This window comes from Streptomyces sp. NPDC002698 (assembly GCF_042888945.1).
Taxonomy (GTDB): domain Bacteria; phylum Actinomycetota; class Actinomycetes; order Streptomycetales; family Streptomycetaceae; genus Streptomyces.
This window is the reverse complement of record NZ_JBIAQM010000025.1, coordinates 43,541-64,983: the sequence shown is the minus strand read 5'-3', so window position 1 is coordinate 64,983 and position 21,443 is coordinate 43,541. Positions and strand designations below refer to the sequence as shown.

The 21,443-nt window shown below is 73.1% G+C and carries 21 protein-coding genes; 15 read left to right on the top strand and 6 right to left on the bottom strand.

What is annotated here, in order from left to right:
* The first annotated feature begins 59 nt into the window (after positions 1-59).
* The 6 genes from ACFYW9_RS28965 (at position 60) to ACFYW9_RS28940 (ending at position 6,061) form a co-directional block, all read left to right on the top strand.
* The gene (locus ACFYW9_RS28965; RefSeq protein ID WP_351862255.1) at positions 60-302 is read left to right on the top strand and encodes a DUF6158 family protein; all 243 of its coding nucleotides are present in this window, start codon (positions 60-62) and stop codon (positions 300-302) included.
* Positions 299-877, top strand: coding sequence for a TIGR03086 family metal-binding protein (locus ACFYW9_RS28960; protein ID WP_389156185.1), 579 nt, complete (start codon positions 299-301; stop codon positions 875-877). The genes ACFYW9_RS28965 and ACFYW9_RS28960 overlap by 4 nt, the downstream gene beginning before the upstream one ends.
* A gap of 254 nt (positions 878-1,131) precedes the next feature.
* Positions 1,132-1,926, top strand: a complete 795-nt coding sequence (locus ACFYW9_RS28955; protein WP_389156182.1) for an RNA polymerase sigma factor SigF — start codon at positions 1,132-1,134, stop codon at positions 1,924-1,926.
* A gap of 506 nt (positions 1,927-2,432) precedes the next feature.
* Positions 2,433-3,521, top strand: coding sequence for a hypothetical protein (locus ACFYW9_RS28950; protein WP_389156179.1), 1,089 nt, complete (start codon positions 2,433-2,435; stop codon positions 3,519-3,521).
* A gap of 222 nt (positions 3,522-3,743) precedes the next feature.
* On the top strand, positions 3,744-4,991 hold the full coding sequence (locus ACFYW9_RS28945; protein WP_389156176.1) for an aminotransferase class I/II-fold pyridoxal phosphate-dependent enzyme: 1,248 nt from the start codon (positions 3,744-3,746) through the stop codon (positions 4,989-4,991).
* Positions 4,988-6,061, top strand: coding sequence for an MBL fold metallo-hydrolase (locus ACFYW9_RS28940; protein ID WP_351862261.1), 1,074 nt, complete (start codon positions 4,988-4,990; stop codon positions 6,059-6,061). Before ACFYW9_RS28945 ends, ACFYW9_RS28940 begins: the two co-directional genes overlap by 4 nt.
* Positions 6,062-6,076: 15 nt before the next feature.
* Here the strand turns inward: ACFYW9_RS28940 and ACFYW9_RS28935 are convergent, their stop codons facing one another.
* Together ACFYW9_RS28935 and ACFYW9_RS28930 are read right to left on the bottom strand one after the other, a co-directional pair.
* Complete coding sequence (locus ACFYW9_RS28935; protein WP_389156279.1) at positions 6,077-6,703, bottom strand: DedA family protein; 627 nt, start codon at positions 6,701-6,703, stop codon at positions 6,077-6,079.
* Between the two features lie 110 nt (positions 6,704-6,813).
* Positions 6,814-7,587, bottom strand: coding sequence for an MBL fold metallo-hydrolase (locus ACFYW9_RS28930; protein WP_351862262.1), 774 nt, complete (start codon positions 7,585-7,587; stop codon positions 6,814-6,816).
* An 84-nt stretch (positions 7,588-7,671) separates the two neighbouring features.
* Here ACFYW9_RS28930 and ACFYW9_RS28925 point away from each other — a divergent pair, with 84 nt between their 5' ends.
* From ACFYW9_RS28925 to dnaK, 6 genes are all read left to right on the top strand, one after another.
* On the top strand, positions 7,672-8,151 hold the full coding sequence (locus ACFYW9_RS28925; protein ID WP_389156171.1) for a hypothetical protein: 480 nt from the start codon (positions 7,672-7,674) through the stop codon (positions 8,149-8,151).
* 236 nt (positions 8,152-8,387) lie between these two features.
* Positions 8,388-10,406 (top strand): alkaline phosphatase family protein, encoded by a 2,019-nt coding sequence (locus tag ACFYW9_RS28920; RefSeq protein WP_389156276.1) that lies wholly within the window; start codon positions 8,388-8,390, stop codon positions 10,404-10,406.
* Between the two features lie 194 nt (positions 10,407-10,600).
* A complete protein-coding gene (locus ACFYW9_RS28915; RefSeq protein ID WP_351862264.1) occupies positions 10,601-11,662 on the top strand; it encodes a MoxR family ATPase in 1,062 nt (353 codons plus the stop codon).
* Positions 11,659-13,464 carry a hypothetical protein gene (locus ACFYW9_RS28910; RefSeq protein WP_389156167.1) on the top strand — a complete coding sequence of 602 codons (1,806 nt, stop codon included), beginning with the start codon at positions 11,659-11,661 and terminating at the stop codon, positions 13,462-13,464. Before ACFYW9_RS28915 ends, ACFYW9_RS28910 begins: the two co-directional genes overlap by 4 nt.
* A 162-nt stretch (positions 13,465-13,626) precedes the next feature.
* Positions 13,627-14,052, top strand: coding sequence for an OsmC family protein (locus tag ACFYW9_RS28905; RefSeq protein WP_261705012.1), 426 nt, complete (start codon positions 13,627-13,629; stop codon positions 14,050-14,052).
* Positions 14,053-14,194: 142 nt separating this feature from the next.
* Complete coding sequence (gene dnaK, locus ACFYW9_RS28900) at positions 14,195-16,120, top strand: molecular chaperone DnaK (RefSeq protein WP_389156163.1); 1,926 nt, start codon at positions 14,195-14,197, stop codon at positions 16,118-16,120.
* Here dnaK and ACFYW9_RS28895 read toward each other — a convergent pair.
* Both ACFYW9_RS28895 and ACFYW9_RS28890 read right to left on the bottom strand, forming a co-directional pair.
* Positions 16,114-16,977 carry a helix-turn-helix transcriptional regulator gene (locus tag ACFYW9_RS28895; protein ID WP_351862267.1) on the bottom strand — a complete coding sequence of 288 codons (864 nt, stop codon included), beginning with the start codon at positions 16,975-16,977 and terminating at the stop codon, positions 16,114-16,116. The genes dnaK and ACFYW9_RS28895 overlap by 7 nt on opposite strands.
* Positions 16,978-17,150: 173 nt before the next feature.
* The gene (locus ACFYW9_RS28890) at positions 17,151-17,990 is read right to left on the bottom strand and encodes a helix-turn-helix transcriptional regulator (RefSeq protein WP_351862268.1); all 840 of its coding nucleotides are present in this window, start codon (positions 17,988-17,990) and stop codon (positions 17,151-17,153) included.
* 237 nt (positions 17,991-18,227) lie between these two features.
* Here ACFYW9_RS28890 and ACFYW9_RS28885 point away from each other — a divergent pair, with 237 nt between their 5' ends.
* Complete coding sequence (locus tag ACFYW9_RS28885; protein WP_389156158.1) at positions 18,228-18,533, top strand: 4a-hydroxytetrahydrobiopterin dehydratase; 306 nt, start codon at positions 18,228-18,230, stop codon at positions 18,531-18,533.
* A gap of 5 nt (positions 18,534-18,538) precedes the next feature.
* Positions 18,539-19,255: a class I SAM-dependent methyltransferase gene (locus ACFYW9_RS28880; protein ID WP_389156155.1), complete on the top strand. Its 717-nt coding sequence runs from the start codon at positions 18,539-18,541 to the stop codon at positions 19,253-19,255.
* Positions 19,256-19,283: 28 nt separating this feature from the next.
* Here the strand turns inward: ACFYW9_RS28880 and ACFYW9_RS28875 are convergent, their stop codons facing one another.
* Positions 19,284-19,754: a hypothetical protein gene (locus ACFYW9_RS28875; protein ID WP_389156274.1), complete on the bottom strand. Its 471-nt coding sequence runs from the start codon at positions 19,752-19,754 to the stop codon at positions 19,284-19,286.
* A gap of 17 nt (positions 19,755-19,771) precedes the next feature.
* Positions 19,772-20,206: a hypothetical protein gene (locus tag ACFYW9_RS28870; protein WP_389156271.1), complete on the bottom strand. Its 435-nt coding sequence runs from the start codon at positions 20,204-20,206 to the stop codon at positions 19,772-19,774.
* 247 nt (positions 20,207-20,453) lie between these two features.
* Between ACFYW9_RS28870 and ACFYW9_RS28865 the strand changes: the two genes are divergently transcribed.
* Positions 20,454-21,398: a helix-turn-helix transcriptional regulator gene (locus ACFYW9_RS28865; RefSeq protein WP_389156152.1), complete on the top strand. Its 945-nt coding sequence runs from the start codon at positions 20,454-20,456 to the stop codon at positions 21,396-21,398.
* The last annotated feature ends 45 nt before the right edge of the window (positions 21,399-21,443 follow it).

Genomic DNA, 21,443 nt, shown 5'->3' with positions numbered 1-21,443 from the left:
TGTCTGCCCGGGGTGGACGTCCGGACCGCACCGACGGCCACGACGAGCGGGGTAGCACCATGACCGGAGTCGACCCGGACCGGCTGGACGATCAGCAGCTCATGAAAGAGCTGGAGGCCATCCACCGCACCCGCCACGACACGCTGTTGCACGGCTCGAACGACGCGCTGCACACCCACAACGTGCGCATGGCCCAGCTGGAGGGCGAGTACCTGCGCCGCCACCCGCGGCGGCCCGTCACGGCGGGCCGCACCCGCGACGGTGCCCGGGAACGCGGAGCGGCGGGGGCGCCGCCGGCATGAGCGAGCCGCAGTCGGTCCTGGTCCGGCAGGCGGAGGCACTGGAGCTCTTCGGCCGCCGGGTCCACGCGATCCACGACGACCAGTGGGAGGCCCCCACGCCCTGCACCGCCTGGACCGTGCGCGATCTCGTGGGCCACCTCGTCTCCGAGCAGGCCTGGGTGCCCGCGCTGGTCCGTGACGGCGCCACCGTCGACGCGGTCGGCGACAGCCTGGCCGGCGACCTGCTCGGTCCCGATCCGGTCGCCGCCTGGGAGTCCGTGGCCGATGCCTCCCGCGCGGTGTTCGCCGAGCCGGGCGCGCTCGACCGCACGGTCCACCTCTCCTTCGGGAACCTGCCGGCGGACGACTACTGCGCGCAGCTCGTCACCGATCTGACGGTTCACACCTGGGACCTGTCCCGCGCCATCGGCGCCGACGAACGACTTCCCGGGGACCTCTTGTCCTTCGCGGTCCGGGAGGTCACCCCGCACGCGGCGGAACTGGAGAAGAGCGGACTCTTCGCGGCCCCGGAGGAGCCACCGCCCGGCGCGGACGTCCAGACGAAACTTCTCTGCCTGGTCGGGCGCCGGCCCTGACCCCGCCCCGACCCCGGGTGCCACCACGGGGAAGCCGGAACCGGGGCCCCGGGAGGACGGGCGGGCCGGCGTCGGGGAGAATCGGAGGGTGTTTGCCCCGCATGGCGCGGGGCAGACGCAGTTGCAGTGCTTCGGACAGGAGGCACGTCCGTGGGAGCGGCTATCCGCGCCATGGGTGTACTCGTCCGGCGCACGGGTGCGTTCCCACGATGACTGTCCATCACATGGCACCATCAAGGGAGTTGCGACGCACCATGCGAACTCGAGTGAGCGCGACGCACCATCCGCACGACGACGCCCCCGACACCGGGGAGGCGTTCCGCAGGCTCGCGGCCCTCCCCCCGGGACAGCAGCGCGACGCACTCCGTGCCGAGATCGTCGAGTCCTGGCTGCCGATGGCCGAACGGCTCGCGGGCCGCTTCCGCAACCGCGGCGAGAGCGCCGAGGACCTGCGCCAGGTCGCGGCGCTCGGACTGGTCAAGGCCGTCGACCGCTACGACCCCGAACTCGGCAACGCCTTCGAGAGTTACGCGGTGCCGACGATCACCGGCGAGATCAAGCGCCACTTCCGTGACCACATGTGGACCCTGCACGTGCCGCGCCGGGTCCAGGACCTGCGCAACCGGGTCCGGTTCGCCGCCCAGGACCTGTCGCAGACCATCCCGGGCCGCCGGCCGACGGTCGCCGAGCTGGCCGAGCACGCCCGCATGAGCGAGGAGGACGTCCTCACGGGTCTGGAGGCCCTGGAGAGTTTCACCGCGCTCTCCCTGGACGCCGAACTGCCGGGCAGCGAGGACGGCTACTCCCTCAGCGACGCCCTCGGCTCGCCCGATCCGGCCCTCGACACCGTCATCGACCGCGAGGCCGTCAAACCCCGGCTCCAGGCCCTGTCCGAGCGGGAACGGGCCATCCTCTACATGCGGTTCTTCAGCGACATGACCCAGAGCCGCATCGCCGACGAACTGGGCATCTCCCAGATGCATGTCTCCCGCCTCATCAGCCGCTGCTGCACGCGAATGCGCGACCAGATCATGCGCGACGCGGCCTAGGGCCTGTCGTTCGGATCGTGCGGCGGGACGCGGGGCAGGGTGCGCGCTCCCCGAGTTCTGTGAGCAGGGGGGACCCCAGCGGCGTTGTCGTCGGTCGCCGACGTCCCCCGGCCTTCGGCCGGGAGGTGCCCCCACCGCGTCGTCGCCCTCCTCCGCCTCGCAGCCGCACGCACCACGCCCCGCTCACCGGCGCCCACCAGGGCCGTCGGCTTCCTCCACCGTGACCGACCGGACAGGTCCTGGATTCCGCCCGAGTCGATCCGGCCGGGGCCCCGGCCATGGGTGTCGTACGGCTCCGGGTGGGGGTGGGCCGGGGTGGGGGCGGCATCGCACGGTGGGTGCGGGGGACCGGTCGCGGACCGCCCGCGATGTCACCCGCTCGGGCCCCCGCTTTCCCGCGAATGGTGCCCGGCCGTTCGCGCCCGGCGGTACGGCGGGCTCTGATGGGCCCGAGGGACACGACGGCCGTGGCTCTCGGACCGCAGCCCGCCGAAGGAGCCCCGCTCATGCGCCGTACCGCCCGTGTCCTGTACGCCACCGCCCTGGCCGGCGCCGCTCTGGGCGCCGCCGCGTCGGGCGCGGCCGCGGATCCGGCCGCGGAGGTCAGTCCGGGCTCAGCCGAACCCGGTGGCACCGTCACCGTCACGGTCAGCTGCGACGCGATCGGGGGGACCCCGCCCGACTCCATCGACGCCAGCTCCCAGGGCTTCCAGGAGGGCAAGGTCCAGCTTCACCGCGTCGAGGGCGCCGACCCGGGCGCCGCCTCCTACAGCGGCACCGCCCACATCGGGTCCGGCGAACCCGATCCGGCCGCCGGCTCCGCCACGGAGGGGTCAGGGCGCGGCTTCGACGAGGTGAGCCCCGGTACGAACGGTTCCGGCGCGGTGGCGAACTCCGACGCGAAGAACTCCGCCGACGCGGCCGAGGGCGCGCCCCCGGGAGCGGTGAGCCCCGCTCCCGGGGGCTGGGTCACCGTCGTGCCCGACGCCCAGGCCCCCGTTCCCGGCCCCGGTGACCCCGTGGTCCCCGACTCGCTGATCCCCGACACCGACAGCCCGGACATGGTGGGTCCGGACACGGTGGCCCCGGACACGGTGAGCCCGGATCAGAGCGGTCCGGATTCGGTGGGCCCGGACGCGGTCGGCCCGGATTCGGTGGCCCCCGACGACCTGGGCCCGGACGCGGTGGGGCCCGACACGGTTCCCGAGCCGCTGAGCCCGGACGCCGTGGGTCCCGGCACCGCGGCTCCCGGCACGGTGGAACCGGACATCGCGGGCCCGGACACCGGGGGCGCCGACGGACGGTGGAACGTCGGCGGGGTCTGTCCCGCGCCCCCGGGCGGTCACGGGAAGCAGTGGACCGCCTCGTACTCCGTGGCCCACGGTGCCACGGCGACCCATGTTCCCGACAGCGGGACCGGCTCCGACACCGGCGTGGGTGAACGTCCGCCCACGGTCCAGCGGGGTGTACACGCCGGTGAGGGCGGGGTGTTCACCGACTCCGTGCCGGCCCTGGTCGCCGGCGGACTGCTGATCGCCGGGGCCCTGGGCGCGGCCGCGCAACGGGTGCACAGACGGCGCCGACGACGGATGTGACAGGCGGACGCCACGGTGGCGGTGGACGGACGGCGGCTGACGATGTGACAGACACACACGAGAGGACACACGGGACGGCACGCCTCCGGGCGCTGGGCGGTCCACCCCGCGGACCGGCGAGCGGCGCCCGGTGAGCCGTACGGGAGGACGACGACACCCGGAACCGTACGGCGGGCGGGCTCCGGAACAGGGAACGGCGGCATCCACGGTGCGGAGGCAGGTATGCGGCGAACGGACCCTGAAGGCCACGGACCGCTCCGGTACGGTCCGCCCCTGCCCGACCAGGGCCTGCCCGTGCTCCCGGAACTCCGCTCCGTGCTGGCCGCCGCCGCGAACCGCTCCGCCGTCGAACCCTGCGGGGGCGGCCCCGTGCTCCTCGACGCCGCCAGCGGTTACTGGACCCGGCGCGGACTGCGTGCCGCACCCGACCGGGTGGCGTCCGCCCCCGGAGCCGCCGCGCTGCTGCTGGCCCTGACCGGCGCGCTCGGCGGCGACATCCTCGTGCCCCGCCCGTGTGCCGCCTGGTGGGCGCCGCAGGCACGCCTGCTGGGCAGATCCGTGTTCCACGTGGCGACGCCCGCGGAGTGCGGCGGCGTCCCCGATCCCTACGCCCTCCTGGAGACCGTCCGCAGGGTCCGCGCGGAGGGCGGCGACCCGCGGCTGCTCCTGCTGTCCGTCGCCGACGACCCGACCGCCACCGTCGCACCGCCCGAGGTGGTGCACGAGGCCGTGGAGGCCGCGGCGGGCGAGGGACTGCACATCGTCAGCGACGAGACCTGGCGCGACACCCTGCACGAGCCGCGGGACACCGTGCTGCTCAGCCCCGCCGAGATGCTCCCCGGCGACGTCTCCGTGATCGCCGACCTCGCGGGTGCCTTCCTGCCCCAGGGCTGGCCCGCCGCCGTCGCCCGCTTCCCCGACAACGCGGCGGGCGCGTCCCTGCGTTCCCGCGTCCTCGACGTGCTCACCGTGCTCGGCGCCCGCGTCGCCGAACCGGTCGCCGCCGCGGCCGCGTACGCGCTCGGCGAGCCCGCCGCGATCACCGAACGGCTCACCGCCGCCGTACGCCTGCACGCCCGCGTGGCCGACGCCGTCCACCGCGCGGTGGGTGCCGCCGGGGCCGTCGCGCGCCCCCCGCAGGCGGGCCGGCACCTGTACGTCGACCTCGGCGCGTTCCGATCCGCCCTCGGCGCGCGCGGCGTCGGTGACGCGCAGGACCTGGAGGACCACCTCTCCGCCCGGCTCGGCATGCCCGCGCCGGGCGGACACCGCTTCGGCGACGACCTCGCCGCCCTCCGGATCCGCCTCGGCACCGGGCCGCTGCTCGGCTCCACGGACGAGGAGCGGGAGGAAGCGCTCATCTCCCCCTCGCCACTGGAACTGCCGCACGTGCAGCGCGCGTTGACCCTCGTGGGGTCGGCTTTCGGCGATCTCCGCGACGACGCCGAGCGACGGGAGTCTCCTCGATGACGCAGCAGTCCGAGTCGACCACGAGCACGACGACCCAGGCCACCGGCGATCCCGCGCCCCCGGCCGCCCCGGCGCCCGGACACCCCGCCGTCCTCCCTCCCGCGCCGCTCGCCGAGCCCCGCCCGCTCGGTGAGCGGCGCCTGTGGCCCCGGTCCTTCGCGAACCGGCTGACCGCCCCGCTGCCCGGCCTGCGGGCCTTCGCGCGGCTCGCCCGCGAGGGCGCGCTCCGGCCGCGTGCCGAAGGGCTCGCCGACATCCCGCTGCTGCCCTTCGAGCCGGAACCGCTGCCCGCCGTGGACGCCCGGACGGTCGCCGTCTCCTGGGCGGGGCACGCGAGCTGGGTGATCCGGATCGGCGGGCTCACCGTCCTCACCGACCCGGTCTGGTCCCGCCGCATCGTGGGAACCCCGGCCCGGATCACCCCGGTCGGCGTGGCCTGGAGCGCGCTGCCGCACGTCGACGCGGTCGTCGTCAGCCACAACCACTACGACCATCTGGACGCACCGACCCTGCGCCGACTCCCGCGCGGCACACCGGTGTTCGTACCGGCCGGCCTCGGACGCTGGTTCAGGCGGCGCCGGTTCACCCGGATCACCGAGCTCGACTGGTGGGAGGCGGCCCAACTCGACGGCGTCCGCTTCGATTTCGTCCCCGCCCACCACTGGTCCAAGCGCACCCTCACCGACACCTGCCGTTCCCTGTGGGGCGGCTGGGTGCTCACGGCACCCGAGGGCCGGCGCGTCTACTTCGCGGGCGACACCGGATACGGCCACTGGTTCACCCGCATCGGGCAGCGCCACCCGGGGATCGACCTCGCCCTCCTGCCCATCGGCGCGTACGACCCCCGCTGGTGGCTGAGCGACGTGCACTGCGACCCGGAAGAGGCCGTGCAGGCGGCCGTCGACCTGAGCGCGCGGCGGATGGCCCCGATGCACTGGGGCACCTTCGTGCTCTCGGCCGAACCGGTGCTGGAACCACTGCGGCGGGTGCGGGCGGCGTGGGAGCGGGCGGGCCTGGCCCGGGAGAACCTGTGGGACCTGGCGGTGGGAGGTTCCCGGGTGCTGGAGTGACGGCGCCTCCCCGTCCTACGAGGGTTTCGTGCCGCGGAACCTGCGCCACGCACCGGGCGCCAGGCTGATCGCCACGGTCAGTGCCACCGCCGCCACCACGCCCTGCCACGGCTCGGGGAAGAGCGAGCCGCCGAGGATGCCGATGATCTGGTACGTGGCCGCCCAGGCGAGACAGGCCGGGATGTCCCCGCGGGCGAAGGCGCGCAGCGGCATCCTCGCGATCAGGCAGGCCAGCATCACCGGAATGCGGCCCGCCGGAACGAGGCGGGACAGGACGAGGACGGCGATGCCGTGGTCGGCGAGTTTCCGCTGCGCCCGGGCGAGCCGGTCCTCGGGGGCGCGTTCCCGGATCGCCTCCAGCCAGCGCGATCCGTTCCTCGAGCCCATGCCGCGCCGGCCGAGCCAGTAGAGCGACATGTCGCCGAGGAACGCGGCGGCCGAGGAGACCAGGAACACCATGAGCAGCGCGAAGGGTGACGTCTGGTGGAAGGCCACGACCGCCGCCGAACTCACCAGCGCCCCCGTCGGTACCACCGGCATCAGAGCGCCGATCAGCACCAGCAGGAACAGCGACGGATAGCCGATCGCCTGCTGAGTGGACTCCGGCGGGACGGTCGGCGCCGTGGCGGACAGGAACACCAGCGGTGCGGTGCTCTTGAGCGGCACGAGGGTCGTGCCCTTGAGCGACAGAAGAGCGCCGCTCTTGGCCGACTGAAGGGCCGGGGGAGCCACCACCCCGGCGGACCAGGACATCACCGAGCGGCCTCCGGACGCACGCTCTCGCCCTGCCTCAGCAGATGGACCGCCACCTGGGGCGTGCGCTCGGCGGCCAGGCGCACGAACTCCTCACCCGGCGCGTGGAATTCATGGGGGCGCACGGCATCCATCCCGATGGGCCAGAACGTGCCGTAGTGCACCGGCACAGCGCTGCGCGGACGCAACGCGGCGAGTGCCTCGGCGGCACGCCCCGCGTCGAGATGCCCCTCCCCGAGATACGGGCCCCAGCCGCCCACCGGCAGCAGGGCCACGTCGACCGGTCCGACCTCCTCGGCCATCGACGCGAACAGCCCCGTGTCCCCGGCGAAGTAGGTCCGCGCCTCGCCCTCGATCACGTACCCCACGGCGGGGGAGCGGTGCGGTCCGATCGGCAGCCGGCGTCCGTCGTGCCGTGCCGGAACCGTGCGAACGGCCAGGTCACCGACACGGGTGCGGTCACCGGGCGCGACCTCCGTGAGCCGCAGATGGTCCAGCTTGCGCAGTCCGGGCACCGAACGCGGGGCACCGCGCGGCACGAGCAGCCGGGTACCCGGGGCCAGCCGCGCCAGCGAGGGAAGATGCAGATGGTCGGCGTGCAGATGGGAGACCAGCGCGACGTCGGCGACCGCGGCCGGGGGAGGGGGCGGCGCCCCGCGCCTGCGCCGCAGGTGCCCGAGCCGGCGCGCGAAGAGGGGATCGGTGAGCACGCGTGTCCCGGAGTCCTCCAGCGTGCAGGTGGCGTGCCCCCACCAGGTGATCTCCACCGGCACCTCTTTGCCTCCTTCGCACGACTCCCCCCGAGCCTACGGGCAGGAGTAGGGTCTGCGGCGAAACCATGAGGTGAGGGGGACACCATGGGAGACGCACGCGGTGCCTCCGGCACGCACGCCCTCAAACGCCCGCACGAGCGCGGCGGCCCCGTGCCGCGCTCCCCGTCGCTTCGCGTCACGGCGATCGCGAGCCTGACACCTCTGGAAGAGCTCGACGAGGACCCCTTTCTCGTCGACTCCCGCAGCCAGCACGCGATGTGCGCCCGCTGGGCCGCCGAGCACGGCTACGTCGTCACCCGGGAACTTCTCGTACGCGGGCTGCGCCCGGACCACCGCAGCCTGTGGGCGGACGTCGAGGCCGGTCTCGTGGACCTGTTCGTCGCGCCCAGCCGCCGGGTGCTGGAGCGGGCCCTCGCCTCGGTCGAGGAGTTCACCGCCGAGTGCGCGCGCCGCGGTGTCCGCGTCGAGACCGTGGGCACCGCCGAACCGTCGTACGACGCCCAGATGAAGGCCAGGGTCCACCGCCGTCTGTCGATGCCGACGGCGGGCTACGACGGCCGTTGATCCCTCCCCCGCGGTGAGTCCCGGCAAAGGGGCACCCGGGGAGGCCTGCTGAGGGACTGCGCGCGGCTTTTGGGGACTTCTGGGGATCTCCGGCCGTTGTGACAGGGTGGGAGCAGGCCGCGCGGACCGGGCGGGCCGGGACGTGAGGTGGACTGGGCGTGGACAAGGGACGTTGGCGGCGCCTCGCCAGCGCGGCGGGACGCAGCATCACGGTGTGGGCCGTGTCCACGCTCACGATGCTCGTCCTCGCCGGTGCGCTGCCCGACTTCCGGCTCCAGTCGGAGAGCGGGGACAGCGCGACACGGATCGCCGTCACCGCGGCGGCCGGCGCGGGCGTCTTCGGTCTCCTGTCGGCGCTGGTGTGGCCCCTGCTCGTGCGGGCCCTGCTGCTCGTCCCCGCCCTGGTGCTGGGCCTGCTCGTCTTCTTCCTGAACGGCTCGCTGCTGCTGATCGCCCTGCGGCTCAACCCCTCCGGGCACGGCGAGGCGGCCCCCGAGACCGCCGTGGTCGTGGCCGCCGTCATGTCGGCCGTCGCCTCGGCCACCGGTGCCGCCCTCGCCGTACGGGACGACGACGCGTACCGGCGCCGCCTCTACCGGCTCGCCGACCGGCGCCGCAGACGCGCCACCGGGCGCCCCGGCCCCTCGACTCCCGGCGTGGTCCTCCTCCAGCTCGACGGCGTCGGACACGACGTGCTGCGCGAGGCGATCGGCAAGGGTCTGATGCCCACCGCCGCCCGCTGGCTCGACGGGAAGCGCCCCACCCACCGGCTCACCCCCTGGAGAACCGACTGGTCCAGCCAGACCGGCGCCAGCCAGCTCGGCATCCTGCACGGCAGCAACCACGACGTACCCGCCTTCCGCTGGTACGAGAAGGACACCCAGGAGGTCATGGTCTGCAACCGGCCGACCAGCGCCGCCGAGCTCCAGCGGCGGGCCGTCGCGCACACCGGCGACGGCGGCCTGCTCACCGCCGGCGGCGCGAGCCGGGGCAACCTCTTCAGCGGCGGCGCCGACGAGCTCGCCCTCGTGCTGTCCGTCGCCGCGCGCAGGGGACGGGACAACCGCTCGCGGGCCGGCTACTTCGCCTACTTCTCCGACCCGGCCAACGCCGTCCGTACGGCGATGTCGTTCGTGGCCGAGGTCTTCAGGGAGACGGGCCAGTCCACCCGGGCCCGCCTCCAGCGGCGACGCCCCCGCGTCAGACGCGGCGGGCTGTACCCGTTCGTCCGCGCCTTCGCGACCGTCGTCGAGCGGGACGTCGTGGTCGCCGCGGTGATCGGCGACATGCTCGCCGGGCGCAACGCGGTCTACGCGGACCTGGTGGCCTACGACGAGGTGGCGCACCACTCCGGGCCGCGGAGCCGGGACGCCGAGAGGATCCTGGAGCGGCTCGACCGGTCGCTCGCGCTCATCGAGAAGGTCGCCGAGCACGCCCCGCGGCCGTACCGGATCGTCGTGCTCTCCGACCACGGCCAGAGCCCCGGCGAGACCTTCCTGACCAGGTACGGCCTCAGCCTCGGCAATCTGGTCCGGGCCGGCTGCGGGCTGCCCGTGCCCCGCAGGGCCCGCAGGACCCACAGCGGTGCCGAGGCCCGGACCGCCGTCCGCGCCGCGCTGCGCAGACCGGTCGAGGAGCGCGAGGAGCGGCGCGGACCGGCGGGGCGCCGCTCCGAGCCCCTGGTCCTGGCCTCGGGCAATCTCGGCCTCGTCTCCTTCCCCGACGTCGCGCACCGGATGAGCCGGGAGGAGATCGACCGGCGCCACCCCGCGCTGCTGTCCACGCTCGCCAACCACCCGGGCATCGGCTTCCTCCTGGTGCGCAGCGAGGAGCACGGCGGCCTCGTGCTCGGGGCGCACGGCGCCGAGGTGCCGGTGGGCCGGCTCGACGACGAACACCCGGGCCCACTCGCCGACTTCGGTCCCGGCGCCGCCGACGCGGTGCGGCGCACACACACGTTCCCGCACACCGCCGACATCATGGTCAACTCCTGGTACGACCCCGTCGAGGGCGAAGTCCTCGCCTTCGAGGAGCAGATCGGCTCGCACGGCGGGCTCGGCGGCGCCCAGGGGCACCCGTTCCTGCTCTCTCCGCTCACCCTGTCCGCACCGGCCGGCGCGGCCGCGGAACCCGCCGGCCCGGACGCCGGACTCGTCGGCGCGGAGCGGGTGCACGACGTGCTGCGGCGCTGGCTGCGCGAGTGCGACGGCTCCCGCGTACCGCTGCCGTCCCCTCCGGACGAGCGGGCCGCCTGAGCGCCGGCTCCGCCGCGGGCGGAGAACGGCCGGCCCGTTCACCGGCCGGTCCGGTCGCGGGCACCGGAAAAAATGGGAGGCGGCGGACATCGTGCCGCGCCCACACTGGGGGCGTCGCACGCCGCGCTTTCGCGCGCGTCCCTCACCCATCGCTCGTCTCCCACCCCTCTCTCACGCCTTCAAGGAGCTCGCCTGTGCAGGCAGCCGTCACCGTCACGCCCTCCCGTGTCCCGGAGCTGCTTCTCGGTCTCGCCACCGTGCGGCCGGTTTTTCTCTGGGGCGCACCCGGCATCGGAAAGTCCTCCCTGGTCAGGGAGTTCGCCGAATCGCTCGGGCTGGAGTGCGTGAGCCTGCTGGGTACGCAGCTCGCGCCCGAGGACCTGATCGGCGTGCCGCAGATCCGTGACGGGCGTTCCGTCTTCTGCCCTCCGCAGGCCATCGCCCGCGACGAGCCGTACTGCCTGTTCCTGGACGAGCTGAACGCGGCGACGCCCGATGTGCAGAAGGCCTTCTACTCGCTGATCCTGGACCGCCGCATCGGTGACTACGAGCTGCCGAAGGGCTCCATCGTGATCGGCGCGGGCAACCGGGCGACGGACAACGCGCTGGCCCGCCCGATCGCCTCGGCGCTGGTCAACCGGCTCACCCACGTCCATCTGGAGGCCTCTCCGAAGGACTGGCTCGTCTGGGCCGCCGCGAACGACATCCACCCCTGGGTGCTCGACCACCTCACCGACCGCCCCGACCACCTGTGGTCCAAGCCGCCGAAGACCGAGGAGCCCTTCTCCACCCCGCGCTCCTGGCACATGCTCTCCGACGCGCTGGGCTCCTTCGGCGACGCGCTCGACGAGGAGACCCTGAAGGTGATCGCCCACGGCACGCTGACGCCCGCGCACGCCGTAGCGTTCTGCGGTTACGTCAAGATCGTGCGCAGTCGCTTCGGCATCGAGGCCATCCTCAAGGGTGACGCCCGCTGGCCCTCCCGCACGGAGGACCGCGATCTCCTCTACTACCTCGCGGAGTCCTTCCGCGGCCGCCTCGTCAAGGAACTCCCGGCCGGCCGGGACCACATCTCGGCGAACGCCCGGCAGACCGCGTACCGGGCCAAGTCCCTGCTCATCCAGCTCGCCGAGATATCCGTCGAGGTCGCCCAGAGCGTCATCGCCTCGGACGCCGACGGCAATCCGGTCCTGCCCGCGTGGTTCCTGGTGGAGGCGGCCCGGGACATGCCGCGCCTGGTGGAGGCGCGCCGGTGAGCCGTTCCCGCAAGGCCGGGGCCAAGGCCAAGCCCGATCCCGCGGCCGAGGCGTTCGCCGAGGGACTGCGGCTGGTCCGGGCCAATCCGGCGCTGGGCGCCGTCGGCTTCCGCGTCTGCCGGGAGGACACGTGCGCCCGGGCTCCCCGGGACGGCCTGGCGGTCGTCGACTCCAACGGGACCGTGCACGTCAACCCGACCCGTCGCGCCGAACCCGTCGCCTGGGCCTGGGCCATGGCGCACGCCGTCATCCATCTGGGCTTCGGCCATGTCCGGGCCGCGGCCGGGACACGCGAGCAGCCGGACCGTTTCGACCTCGCAGCCCGCTGCGTGGTGGTGAACCGCTTCCTGCTCGGCTTCCCGGTGGGGCTGACGCCCGAGGACCTCCCGGACTCCTACCCCGACGGTGACGAGGAGCGGCTCGCCGCGGCCTGGCGCCGCGACGGCATCCCGCCCCGGTACGAACACTGCGGCACGGCGGGCGGCGGCCCGGACCAGGCCCTCGTGTCCTGGAACGCCTGGCTCGGCAGCACTCCGACCGACTGGCAGGTGGCCTTCGCGCACGCGCTGATCAGGACCATGTCCGCCGCGATGGACGTGGCGGGCGGCAGACGCGCCTCCATGAACGAAGGCCCCACCCCGCTCCGGCCCTGGGAGCGGGCGCTGAGCTGGTTCGTCTCCTCCTATCCGCTGCTCGGCGGCCTCGCGGCGGGCATCACCCTGATCGCCGACGCCGAACTCGCCCGCGCCCACGACATCTCGGTCGCCGCCGTGGACACCGACGCGGCCGAGATCTACGTCAACCCGCTGTGCGCGTTCAGCGACGAGGAATGGCGGTTCGTCCTCGCCCACGAGATGCTGCACGCCGCCCTGCGCCACGGCGACCGCTGCGGCACCCGGGACCCCTACCTCTTCAACGTCGCCGCCGACTACGTGATCAACGGCTGGCTGTGCGAGATGCAGGTCGGCACGATGCCCGAGGGGCTGCTGCACGACCCGGAGCTGAAGGACCTGTCGGCGGAGGAGGTGTACGACCGGATCGCCGGCGATCTGCGCCGGATGCGCCGCCTCGCCACGCTGCGCGGCAGGGGAACGGGCGACATCCTGGGCGGACCGCTCGGCTCGGCGCGCGACTACGTCGACCTCGACGAGTTCTACCGCCGCGGCCTGGCCCGGGGCCTCGATCTGCACCAGCGGCAGGAGCGCGGTTTCCTGCCCGGTGGTCTGGTCGAGGAGATCCGCGCGCTCAGCCATCCGCCGCTGCCCTGGGACGCCCGGCTCGCCCGCTGGTTCGACGAGTTCGTGCCCCGGCCCGAACCGCTGCGCTCGTACGCGCGTCCCTCCCGCCGGCAGGCGGCCACCCCGGGCATCCCCCGTGCGGGCCGCTGGTTCCCGCCCGAGGAGATCGCCCGCTGCACCTTCGGCGTCGTGCTCGACACCTCCGCCTCCATGGACCGCACCCTGCTCGGCAAGGCTCTGGGCGCCATCGCCTCGTACGCCGGGTCCCGCGACGTACCGGCCGCGCGCGTCGTGTTCTGCGACGCCGCCCCGCACGACGCGGGCTATCTGCCCGTCACGGAGATCGCCGGACGGGTACGGGTGCACGGGCGCGGCGGCACCGTGCTCCAGCCGGGCGTCGATCTGCTGCACCGCGCCGACGACTTCCCGCCGGGCGCGCCCGTCCTGGTGATCACGGACGGATACTGCGACGTGCTGCGGGTACGGCGCGAGCACGCCTATCTGATCCCGCACGCCGCACGGCTCCCCTTCACCGCGCGCGGGCCGGTCTTCCGGGTGACCTGAGCCCCCGCCGCGGTGTTCCGGCGGGCTCCGCGGCACCGTCCGACGAAATCCCGGACACGCACCGGCAGGTCGCCGCCCGAACCGCGGGGTGCGCCGGGCCCAGGTGTGATCGGATGGGAGACACGGACCCCGGCAACGGGACCACTCCCGAAAGGAATCACCGTGGCAACCACGCGCACCGCACACACCGTGTGGGAAGGCAACCTGCTCGAGGGCAACGGCGTCGTCACCTTCGACTCCTCCGGCATCGGCCAGCAGCCGGTGACGTGGGCGTCGCGGGCCCAGGACGCCAACGGGAAGACCAGCCCCGAGGAACTGATCGCGGCCGCCCACTCCAGCTGCTTCTCCATGGCGCTGTCGCACGCCCTCGCGGGTGCCGGGACACCGCCCACCAAGCTCCTCACCAACGCCGACGTCACTTTCCAGCCCGGCGAGGGCATCACCGGCATCCACCTCACGGTGGAGGGCACGGTGCCGGGCCTCGACAACGACGGCTTCGTCGCGGCGGCCGAGGACGCCAAGAAGAACTGCCCGGTCAGCCAGGCCCTGACCGGTACGACGATCACGCTGTCGGCGAAGCTCGCCTGACGCTCGTACGCCGATGCCGCGTCCTCCCCGCGGGGGCGCGGCATCGGCGTGTCCGCCCGCGTGCGCCGTCCGCGCCATTGACAAGCGAGAACACAGGTTTTGTGCTTGGGGGCGGGCAGAGCCGTGGCGGAAGGGGACGGACATGGCACGTGCGGTCGGGATCGATCTGGGGACGACGAACTCGGTGGTGGCCGTCCTGGAGGGCGGTGAGGCGACGGTCGTCGCCAATGCCGAGGGAGCACGCACCACACCCTCGGTGGTGGCCTTCGCCAAGAACGGCGAGGTGCTGGTCGGCGAGGTCGCCAAACGGCAGGCCGTGACGAACGTGGAGCGCACCGCGCGGTCCGTGAAGCGGTACATGGGCGATGTGAACTGGCGGTTTCCCGGGAAGGGCAGCATCGACGGCACCCGCTACCGGGCCCAGGAGCTGTCCGCGCGGGTGCTGCAGAAACTGAAGCGGGACGCCGAGGCCTATCTGGGCCAGGACGTCACGGACGCCGTCATCACCGTGCCCGCCTACTTCGACGACGCGCAGCGCCAGGCCACCAAGGAGGCGGGCGAGATCGCGGGCCTGAAGGTCTTACGGATCATCAACGAGCCGACCGCCGCGGCCCTGGCGTACGGGCTCGACCGCGGGGAGGAGCAGACCGTCCTCGTCTTCGACCTGGGCGGCGGCACCTTCGACGTCTCGCTCCTGGAGATCGGTGACGGGGTCATCGAGGTCAAGGCGACCAACGGTGACACCCGGCTGGGCGGTGACGACTGGGACCAGCGGATCGTCGAGCACCTCGCCCAGCGCTTCAAGGCCGCGCACGGCATCGATCTCGGACACGACAAGATGGCTCTGCAACGGCTGCGCGAGGGTGCCGAGAAGGCCAAGATCGAGCTGTCCTCGTCCACCGAGACCACCGTCAACCTGCCCTACATCACCGCCACCGCCCAAGGCCCCCTGCACCTCGACGAGAAACTGACGCGCGCCCAGTTCCAGGAGCTGACGGCCGACCTGCTCGACCGCTGCAAGACCCCCTTCCACCAGGCCGTCAAGGACGCCGGTGTGAAACTGTCCGCCGTCGACCACGTCATCCTGGTCGGCGGATCCACCCGGATGCCCGCCGTCACCGGCCTGGTGAAGGAACTCACCGGCAAGGACCCGCACAAGGGCGTCAACCCGGACGAGGTCGTGGCTCTCGGCGCCGGACTCCAGGCCGGTGTGATCCGCGGAGACGTGAAGGACGTCCTGCTCCTCGACGTCACCCCGCTGTCCCTCGGCATCGAGACCAAGGGCGGCATCATGACCACGCTCATCGAGCGCAACACCACGATTCCCACGCGGCGTTCGGAGATCTTCACGACGGCCGCCGACAACCAGCCCTCGGTCGGCATCCAGGTCTACCAGGGCGAGCGCGAGATCGCCGCCTACAACAAGAAGCTCGGCGTCTTCGACCTCACCGGCCTGCCGCCCGCGCCGCGCGGTGTCCCGCAGATCGAGGTGGCCTTCGACATCGACGCCAACGGGATCACCCACGTCTCCGCGAAGGACCTGGCCACCGGGCGCGAGCAGAAGATGACCGTGACCGGCGGCTCCGCGCTGCCCAAGGACGACATCGACCGCCTGGTGCGAGAGGCCGAGCGGTACGCCGAGGAGGACCGGCGGAACCGGGAGGCGGCCGAGACCCGCAACCACGGCGAGCAACTCGTGTACCAGACCGAGAAGTTCGTCCGCGAGAACGACGAACGCATCCCCGACGACACGAAGGAAGCGGTCGCCTCGACGGCCGCCGAACTGAAACAGCTTCTGGAGGACTCCTCCACCGACACCGCCGCTCTGCGCGGCGCCATCGAGAAACTGGCCACCGTCAGCCAGCAGATGGGCCAGGCCATGTATGCCCAGGCCCAGCAGAGGTCGGCCCCGCAGGACCAGCCGCCCACCGACCAGCCGCCCACCGAGCAGGCGCAGGACGACGAGGACGTGGTGGACGCGGAGATCGTGGACGAGGACCGCGCGAGGGAAGCGGGGGACGCGGGGGGCGGCCGGGACGGGTCCCCGGGGCAGGGGCCCGCTCAGTAGCGCTCGCGGAACTCCTGGAGGATCTCCTTGGTGCGTTCGGCGGAGGCGGAGTGGGCCGACATGTGGTCCAGCACCTCCAGATGCAGGGCCACCTCCTCGCGCGCGTCGAGGTAGAGAGCGCCGGTCACGTACTCGCTGTAGACGATGTCCGGCAGCTCTCGCTCGGCGAAGCGGAACAGCGCGAAGGACGTGTACGTCCCCGGGTGCGGCCCGGCCGCGAACTCCGCGACCTGAAGCGTGACGTGATCGAGCTCGACCCATTCGAGGAGCCGGTCCATCTGGTCGCGCATGACCTCACCCCGGATGCTCACCGGACGCAGCAACGCCGTCTCGTCCATGATCACCCAGAGGTGGGGAGGGTTCTCGCGGGTGAGCAGCGCCTGCCGTTTCATGCGCAGCGCCACATGCCGGTCGATGGCCTCGGTACCCGTCTGCCCGACGGTCCCGGCCTCCAGCACGGCCCGCGCGTACTCCTCGGTCTGCAACAGCCCCGGCACGAAATGCGGTTCGTAACTGCGGATCAGCCGGGCCGCGCCCTCCAGGCTGACGTGCATGCTGAACCAGTCCGGCAGCACGTCGTGGTACCGCTGCCACCAGCCCGGCTCGTTCGCCTCCTCGGCCAGTGCCACGAAGGTGTCCGTCTCGTCCTCGGAGACACCGTACGTCGTCAGCAGAACCTGCACGTAAGGGATCTTGAGGGCGACCTCGGCCATCTCCATCCGCCGCACGGTCGCCGGCGCGACCCGCAGGACACGCGCCGCTTCCTCCCGTTTCAGGCCCGCGGCCTCGCGCAGCTCCTGGAGCCGTCGCCCCAGAACCACCTGCCCCACCGTGGGTGCCGGCCGCCGCTCACTCACGCCACGCCTCCCCACGCGCCGAAGTATGCGTGCAGTGTGCCATGTCCGTGCGGAACCATCATCGATCGGCCTCAACATGCGGACAGCCAGCGCGATCTGACGCACCGTGGGCATCCTGTCGCCCATGCCGCACCACCGTCACCGGCACCTCTTCCGTTCTCGGTGACAGATCATCACGCGTGCAGCGCGTGAAGGTACTTGCCCGTCGCGGGGTCCGCCGGGAGGAACGTCTCGATGGCCAGCTCGGCGACCGTCACGTCCATCGGGGTGTTGAACGTCGAGATGGACGAGATGAACGACAGCACCCGCCCCTCGTGCTCGATCCGCATCGGGAGCGCGAAGCGGGGCGCGGGACCGAGCGGCTCGTCGTCGTCCACCTCCGCGTCCCGGTCCGGCACCGGATACGCCGCCACCTCCTCGTACAGCGCGCGCAGCGGCTCCGAACGGCGCAGCGCGATCTGCCGGTCCATCTGGGCGAGCAGATGATCCCGCCACGTGCGCAGATTGCGGATGCGCGGTGCCAGGCCCTCCGGATGCAGGACCAGCCGCATCGCGTTCAGCGGCGGCACGAGGAGCCGGTCCGTGACACCGTCCAGCAGCAGGGCGACCCCGCGGTTCGCGGCCAGAACGTCGTACCTCGCGTCGACCACCAGCGCCGGATACGGCTCGTAGCCCTGGATCAGCCGCTCCATGCCCTCGCGCAGCGCGTCCATCGACGGGTCGTCGATCGGGGTCTCCGCGTAGCGCGGCGCGTAACCCGCCGCGAGCAGCAGCGCGTTGCGCTCGCGGACCGGCACGTCGAGGTGCTCGGCCAGCCGCAGCACCATTTCCTCGCTGGGGCGGGAACGGCCCGTCTCGACGAAGCTGATGTGCCGGGCCGAGGACCCCGCCCGCAGGGCCAGCTCCAGCTGGCTCACCCGGCGCTGCTCCCGCCAGCCGCGCAGCAGCGGCCCGACGCCGCCGTCGGCCGGGGTGCGGGGGACGGCGGGGGAACCGGACGGGACAGGGCTCATGCGAGGACGGTAGCCGAGGAGCGGCACGTGGAGGATCGCCCGGGGCGGTGACCGGCCTGCACCCGTCCGGCCGTCGCGGCGAGCCGCCGCGGCCCGTGTGCCCTGCCGAGGGGTGACGGCTGTGGCACGCTGGGCGAAGGGCTCGGCTCCGCCGCTCTTCGGGGCCGGTCCGCCCCCTGCGCCACCCCGGACCCACCGCTCCGCACGCCCGACCCGCCGTACGAAGGGATCACGTCCATGGCCGTCGAACCGCTGGAGCCCAAGGAGATCGAGGAGCGGCTGGCGGCGTTGCCCGGCTGGTCGCTGGACGGTGACCGGCTCGCCCGTACCTACCGGCTCGGCACACACTTCGCGGCGACCGCGATGGTCGTGCACATCGCCCAGGTGCAGGAGGAGCTCGGCCACCACTCCGACCTCACCCTCGGCTACAACACGATCGCCCTCACCGTGAACACGCACAGCGTCGGCGGCGCCGTCACCGTGCTCGACTTCGATCTCGCCCGCAGGGTGGAGGAACTCGCGCCGGGACACGGGGCGAGCTGACCTCCGTGCTGGACTACGACAAGGAAGCCGACCGCTACGACGCGACGCGCGGCGGCGAACCACGGGCCGCCGCTGCCGCGGCCGCCGTGCTCGCCCTGGTCCCCGACGACGCCCGCAGCCTGCTCGACGTGGCCTGCGGCACCGGCATCGTGACGAGCGGGCTCGCCGCCGGGCGGCCGGGGCTCCGGGTGACGGGGACGGACGCGGCCCACGGCATGACGCGCCGGGCGGCGGAGCGCCTCCCCGGAGCCGTCGTCCGCGCCGACGGCCGTCGACTCCCCTTCCCGGAAGGCTCGTTCGACGCGGTGTGCGCCGTCTGGCTGCTCCATCTGCTGGACGACGCGGGCCCCGTCGTCGCCGAGGCCGCGCGCGTCCTGCGCCCCGGTGGTGTGTTCGTCACCACCGTCGACAAGGCGGCGGCCCACCACGTCGGCAGCGACATCGACGCGTTGACCGCGCCCTGTCCCACCGGGCACGCCGAGGACGGGACCGCACGCGTCACGGCGTACGCCGCCGAGCACGGCCTGGTGCCGAGCGGCACGGCCCTCTTCCGCGGCCACGGCCAGGGCCGGACCCCGCGGGATGTGGCCCGGTACATCCGCAGCGGCCGGCTCTACGCGGCCGGCGGACCTCGGCTGGCCGAGCGGGTCGAGACCCTGCCGGGGCCCGATGTCCCGCGCCGCGAACCCGACTTCACCCTGCGGGCCTTCCGAAGGAACTGAACTCGTGCGAACCGGCCCGGGCCCGGGGTCAGAGGGTCTTCCTCCGGGTGAAGTCCATGGTCCAGTTCGTCAGCCAGGTGTTCTCCCCGTCCACGGAGAAGGCCTGTTCCCAGCGAGCCGTCGTCTCCGAGATCCCCGACCACACGAACCGCACCCGCACGTCCTTCCCGTCATGGGTGTCGTCGCCGTGGAACTCGCCGCGTCCGTCCGGTCCGAACCGCCCGAGCACCGGCGGGAACAGCCGGCCGCTGCGGCTGGACGACCAGTTCAGCGACCACCGCCCGGTCTCCACGTCGAAGAGCCGCAGCGTCAGGCCCGTCCATCCCTGGCTCGGCACGTCGATCTCGTCGATGTTCGCGGCGCCGCGGAACAGGTTCCAGCAGCGGCTGACCGCGGAGAACTCCTCCCAGCCGCTCTCCGGGTCGAGGAAGTCCGTACGACGGCGGTTGACGACGTCCCAGTCGCCGTGGAGGAAGTCGAAGTCGTTCAGGGCCGACACGTTGTCCCGGACGTCGTTCATGCGCGGTCCCCTGTGGTTCCTTCAGGCAGGGAGTCGGTCAAGTAGGCGGCCAGGTCGGGTACTTCGGGGGCGAGCAGATGCCGCACCCAGGCGTCCCGCTCGTGCAGGACCGGCGGCAGCTCCCAGACGCAGCCGATCCACGGGAGGTCCGTGGTGACGAAGTGCGCCGGGTCGCGGTCGGGGCAGCCCAGCACCTGCTGGCCCGCGGCGGCGCCCCGGAAGTGCAGGACGTTGTCCCACACCCAGCTGTACGCGTTGAGATAGGCACTGTCGTCGGCGCCCCGGTGCAGGACGACGAACGTGGCCGGCGGGGTGCCGTCCGGCTCGGGAAGCAGCCGCGGCAGGATCGCGTAGGCCGCCCTTTCGACCTCCGGTTCGATACCGGCGGGGTCCGCGGTCACGTGGTACCGCTTGATCCGCCGTCCCGCCATCTCGACGGGCGGCGGCACGGTCAGGAACTTTTCCCTGAAGGCCGCACGGGCCGGGGACGCGTCCGAGGCCGCGGAAGCCCCGGAGCCGCCGGAAGCCCTGGAACCGCCGGAAGCCCCGGAAGGCACGGACGCATCGGATGCCCCGGAGGGCACTGAGGCCGACACCACCGCTGGAGCGGTGGACGGTGTGGAGGAAGCTGAAGCCATGGCAGGGACGCTAGGCCCGCTTCACTGACACCATGTGTCAGTGAAGTCCAGCCGTCTCATCTCGATCCTGCTGCTGCTCCAGACCCGGGGCAGACTCACCGCCGCCCAGCTCGCCGCGGAACTGGAGGTGTCGGTCCGGACGGTGTACCGGGACGTCGAGGCACTGAGCGCGGCGGGCGTCCCGCTCTACGGCGACGCGGGGCACGAAGGCGGCTACCGCCTCCTCGACGGCTACCGCACCCGCCTCACCGGCCTCACCACCGAGGAGGCCGAGGCGCTCTTCCTCGCCGGGGTCCCCGGGCCCGCCGCCGAACTCGGACTCGGCGCGGTGCTCGCCGCGGCCCAGCTCAAGGTGCGCGCCGCCCTCCCGCGTGAACTGCGCGAGCACGCGGACCGGGTGAGCGGCCGCTTCCACCTGGACGCGCCGGGCTGGTACGCGGACGCCGACGAGACCCCGTACCTCACCGCGGTCGCCGACGCCGTATGGAACGGCCGGGTCCTCGACGTCCGCTACCGCCGCTGGCGCGAACCCACCGACGTGGACCGCCGCCTGGAACCGTACGGTCTCGTCCTGAAGGCGGGTCGCTGGTACGTCGTCGCGGGCCCGGGACCCCGCACCTACCGGGTGGACCAGATTCTCGGACTGCGCACCTCGGAAGCGGAGTTCACCCGGCCCGAGGGATTCGATCTGGCGGAGTACTGGACCGCCTACCAACGGGACTTCCACGAGCGGCTGCACCAGGCGGAGGTGGTCGTCCGGATCGCGCCCGGAACCGGCCTGGGCGGTCTCGCCGGCCGGGCGATGGCGGTCGACGGGCGTACGGACGAGCAGGGTTGGACGCGTGCCACCGTCCCCGTCGAGTCCCTGGAGCAGGCCCACGACGACTTCCTGCGGCTCGGCACGGCCGTCGAGGTCCTGGAGCCGCCCGAGCTGCGCGCCCGCATCACCGAGACGGTCGCCGAGCTGGCCCGCAGATACGCGTAGAGAGCGCTTGCCGCGAGGCGGCAACCCCCCTGCGCGCAGCGGCGA

Coding starts and splice junctions, on each gene's coding strand:
- ACFYW9_RS28885 (WP_389156158.1), top strand. CDS start 18,228: ATGGCCGTCGAACCGCTGGAGCCCAAGGAGATCGAGGAGCGGCTGGCG.
- ACFYW9_RS28950 (WP_389156179.1), top strand. CDS start 2,433: ATGCGCCGTACCGCCCGTGTCCTGTACGCCACCGCCCTGGCCGGCGCC.
- ACFYW9_RS28890 (WP_351862268.1), bottom strand. CDS start 17,990: ATGAGCCCTGTCCCGTCCGGTTCCCCCGCCGTCCCCCGCACCCCGGCC.
- ACFYW9_RS28870 (WP_389156271.1), bottom strand. CDS start 20,206: ATGGCGGGACGGCGGATCAAGCGGTACCACGTGACCGCGGACCCCGCC.
- dnaK (WP_389156163.1), top strand. CDS start 14,195: ATGGCACGTGCGGTCGGGATCGATCTGGGGACGACGAACTCGGTGGTG.
- ACFYW9_RS28940 (WP_351862261.1), top strand. CDS start 4,988: ATGACGCAGCAGTCCGAGTCGACCACGAGCACGACGACCCAGGCCACC.
- ACFYW9_RS28955 (WP_389156182.1), top strand. CDS start 1,132: ATGCGAACTCGAGTGAGCGCGACGCACCATCCGCACGACGACGCCCCC.
- ACFYW9_RS28965 (WP_351862255.1), top strand. CDS start 60: ATGACCGGAGTCGACCCGGACCGGCTGGACGATCAGCAGCTCATGAAA.
- ACFYW9_RS28960 (WP_389156185.1), top strand. CDS start 299: ATGAGCGAGCCGCAGTCGGTCCTGGTCCGGCAGGCGGAGGCACTGGAG.
- ACFYW9_RS28920 (WP_389156276.1), top strand. CDS start 8,388: ATGCTCGTCCTCGCCGGTGCGCTGCCCGACTTCCGGCTCCAGTCGGAG.
- ACFYW9_RS28945 (WP_389156176.1), top strand. CDS start 3,744: ATGCGGCGAACGGACCCTGAAGGCCACGGACCGCTCCGGTACGGTCCG.
- ACFYW9_RS28925 (WP_389156171.1), top strand. CDS start 7,672: ATGGGAGACGCACGCGGTGCCTCCGGCACGCACGCCCTCAAACGCCCG.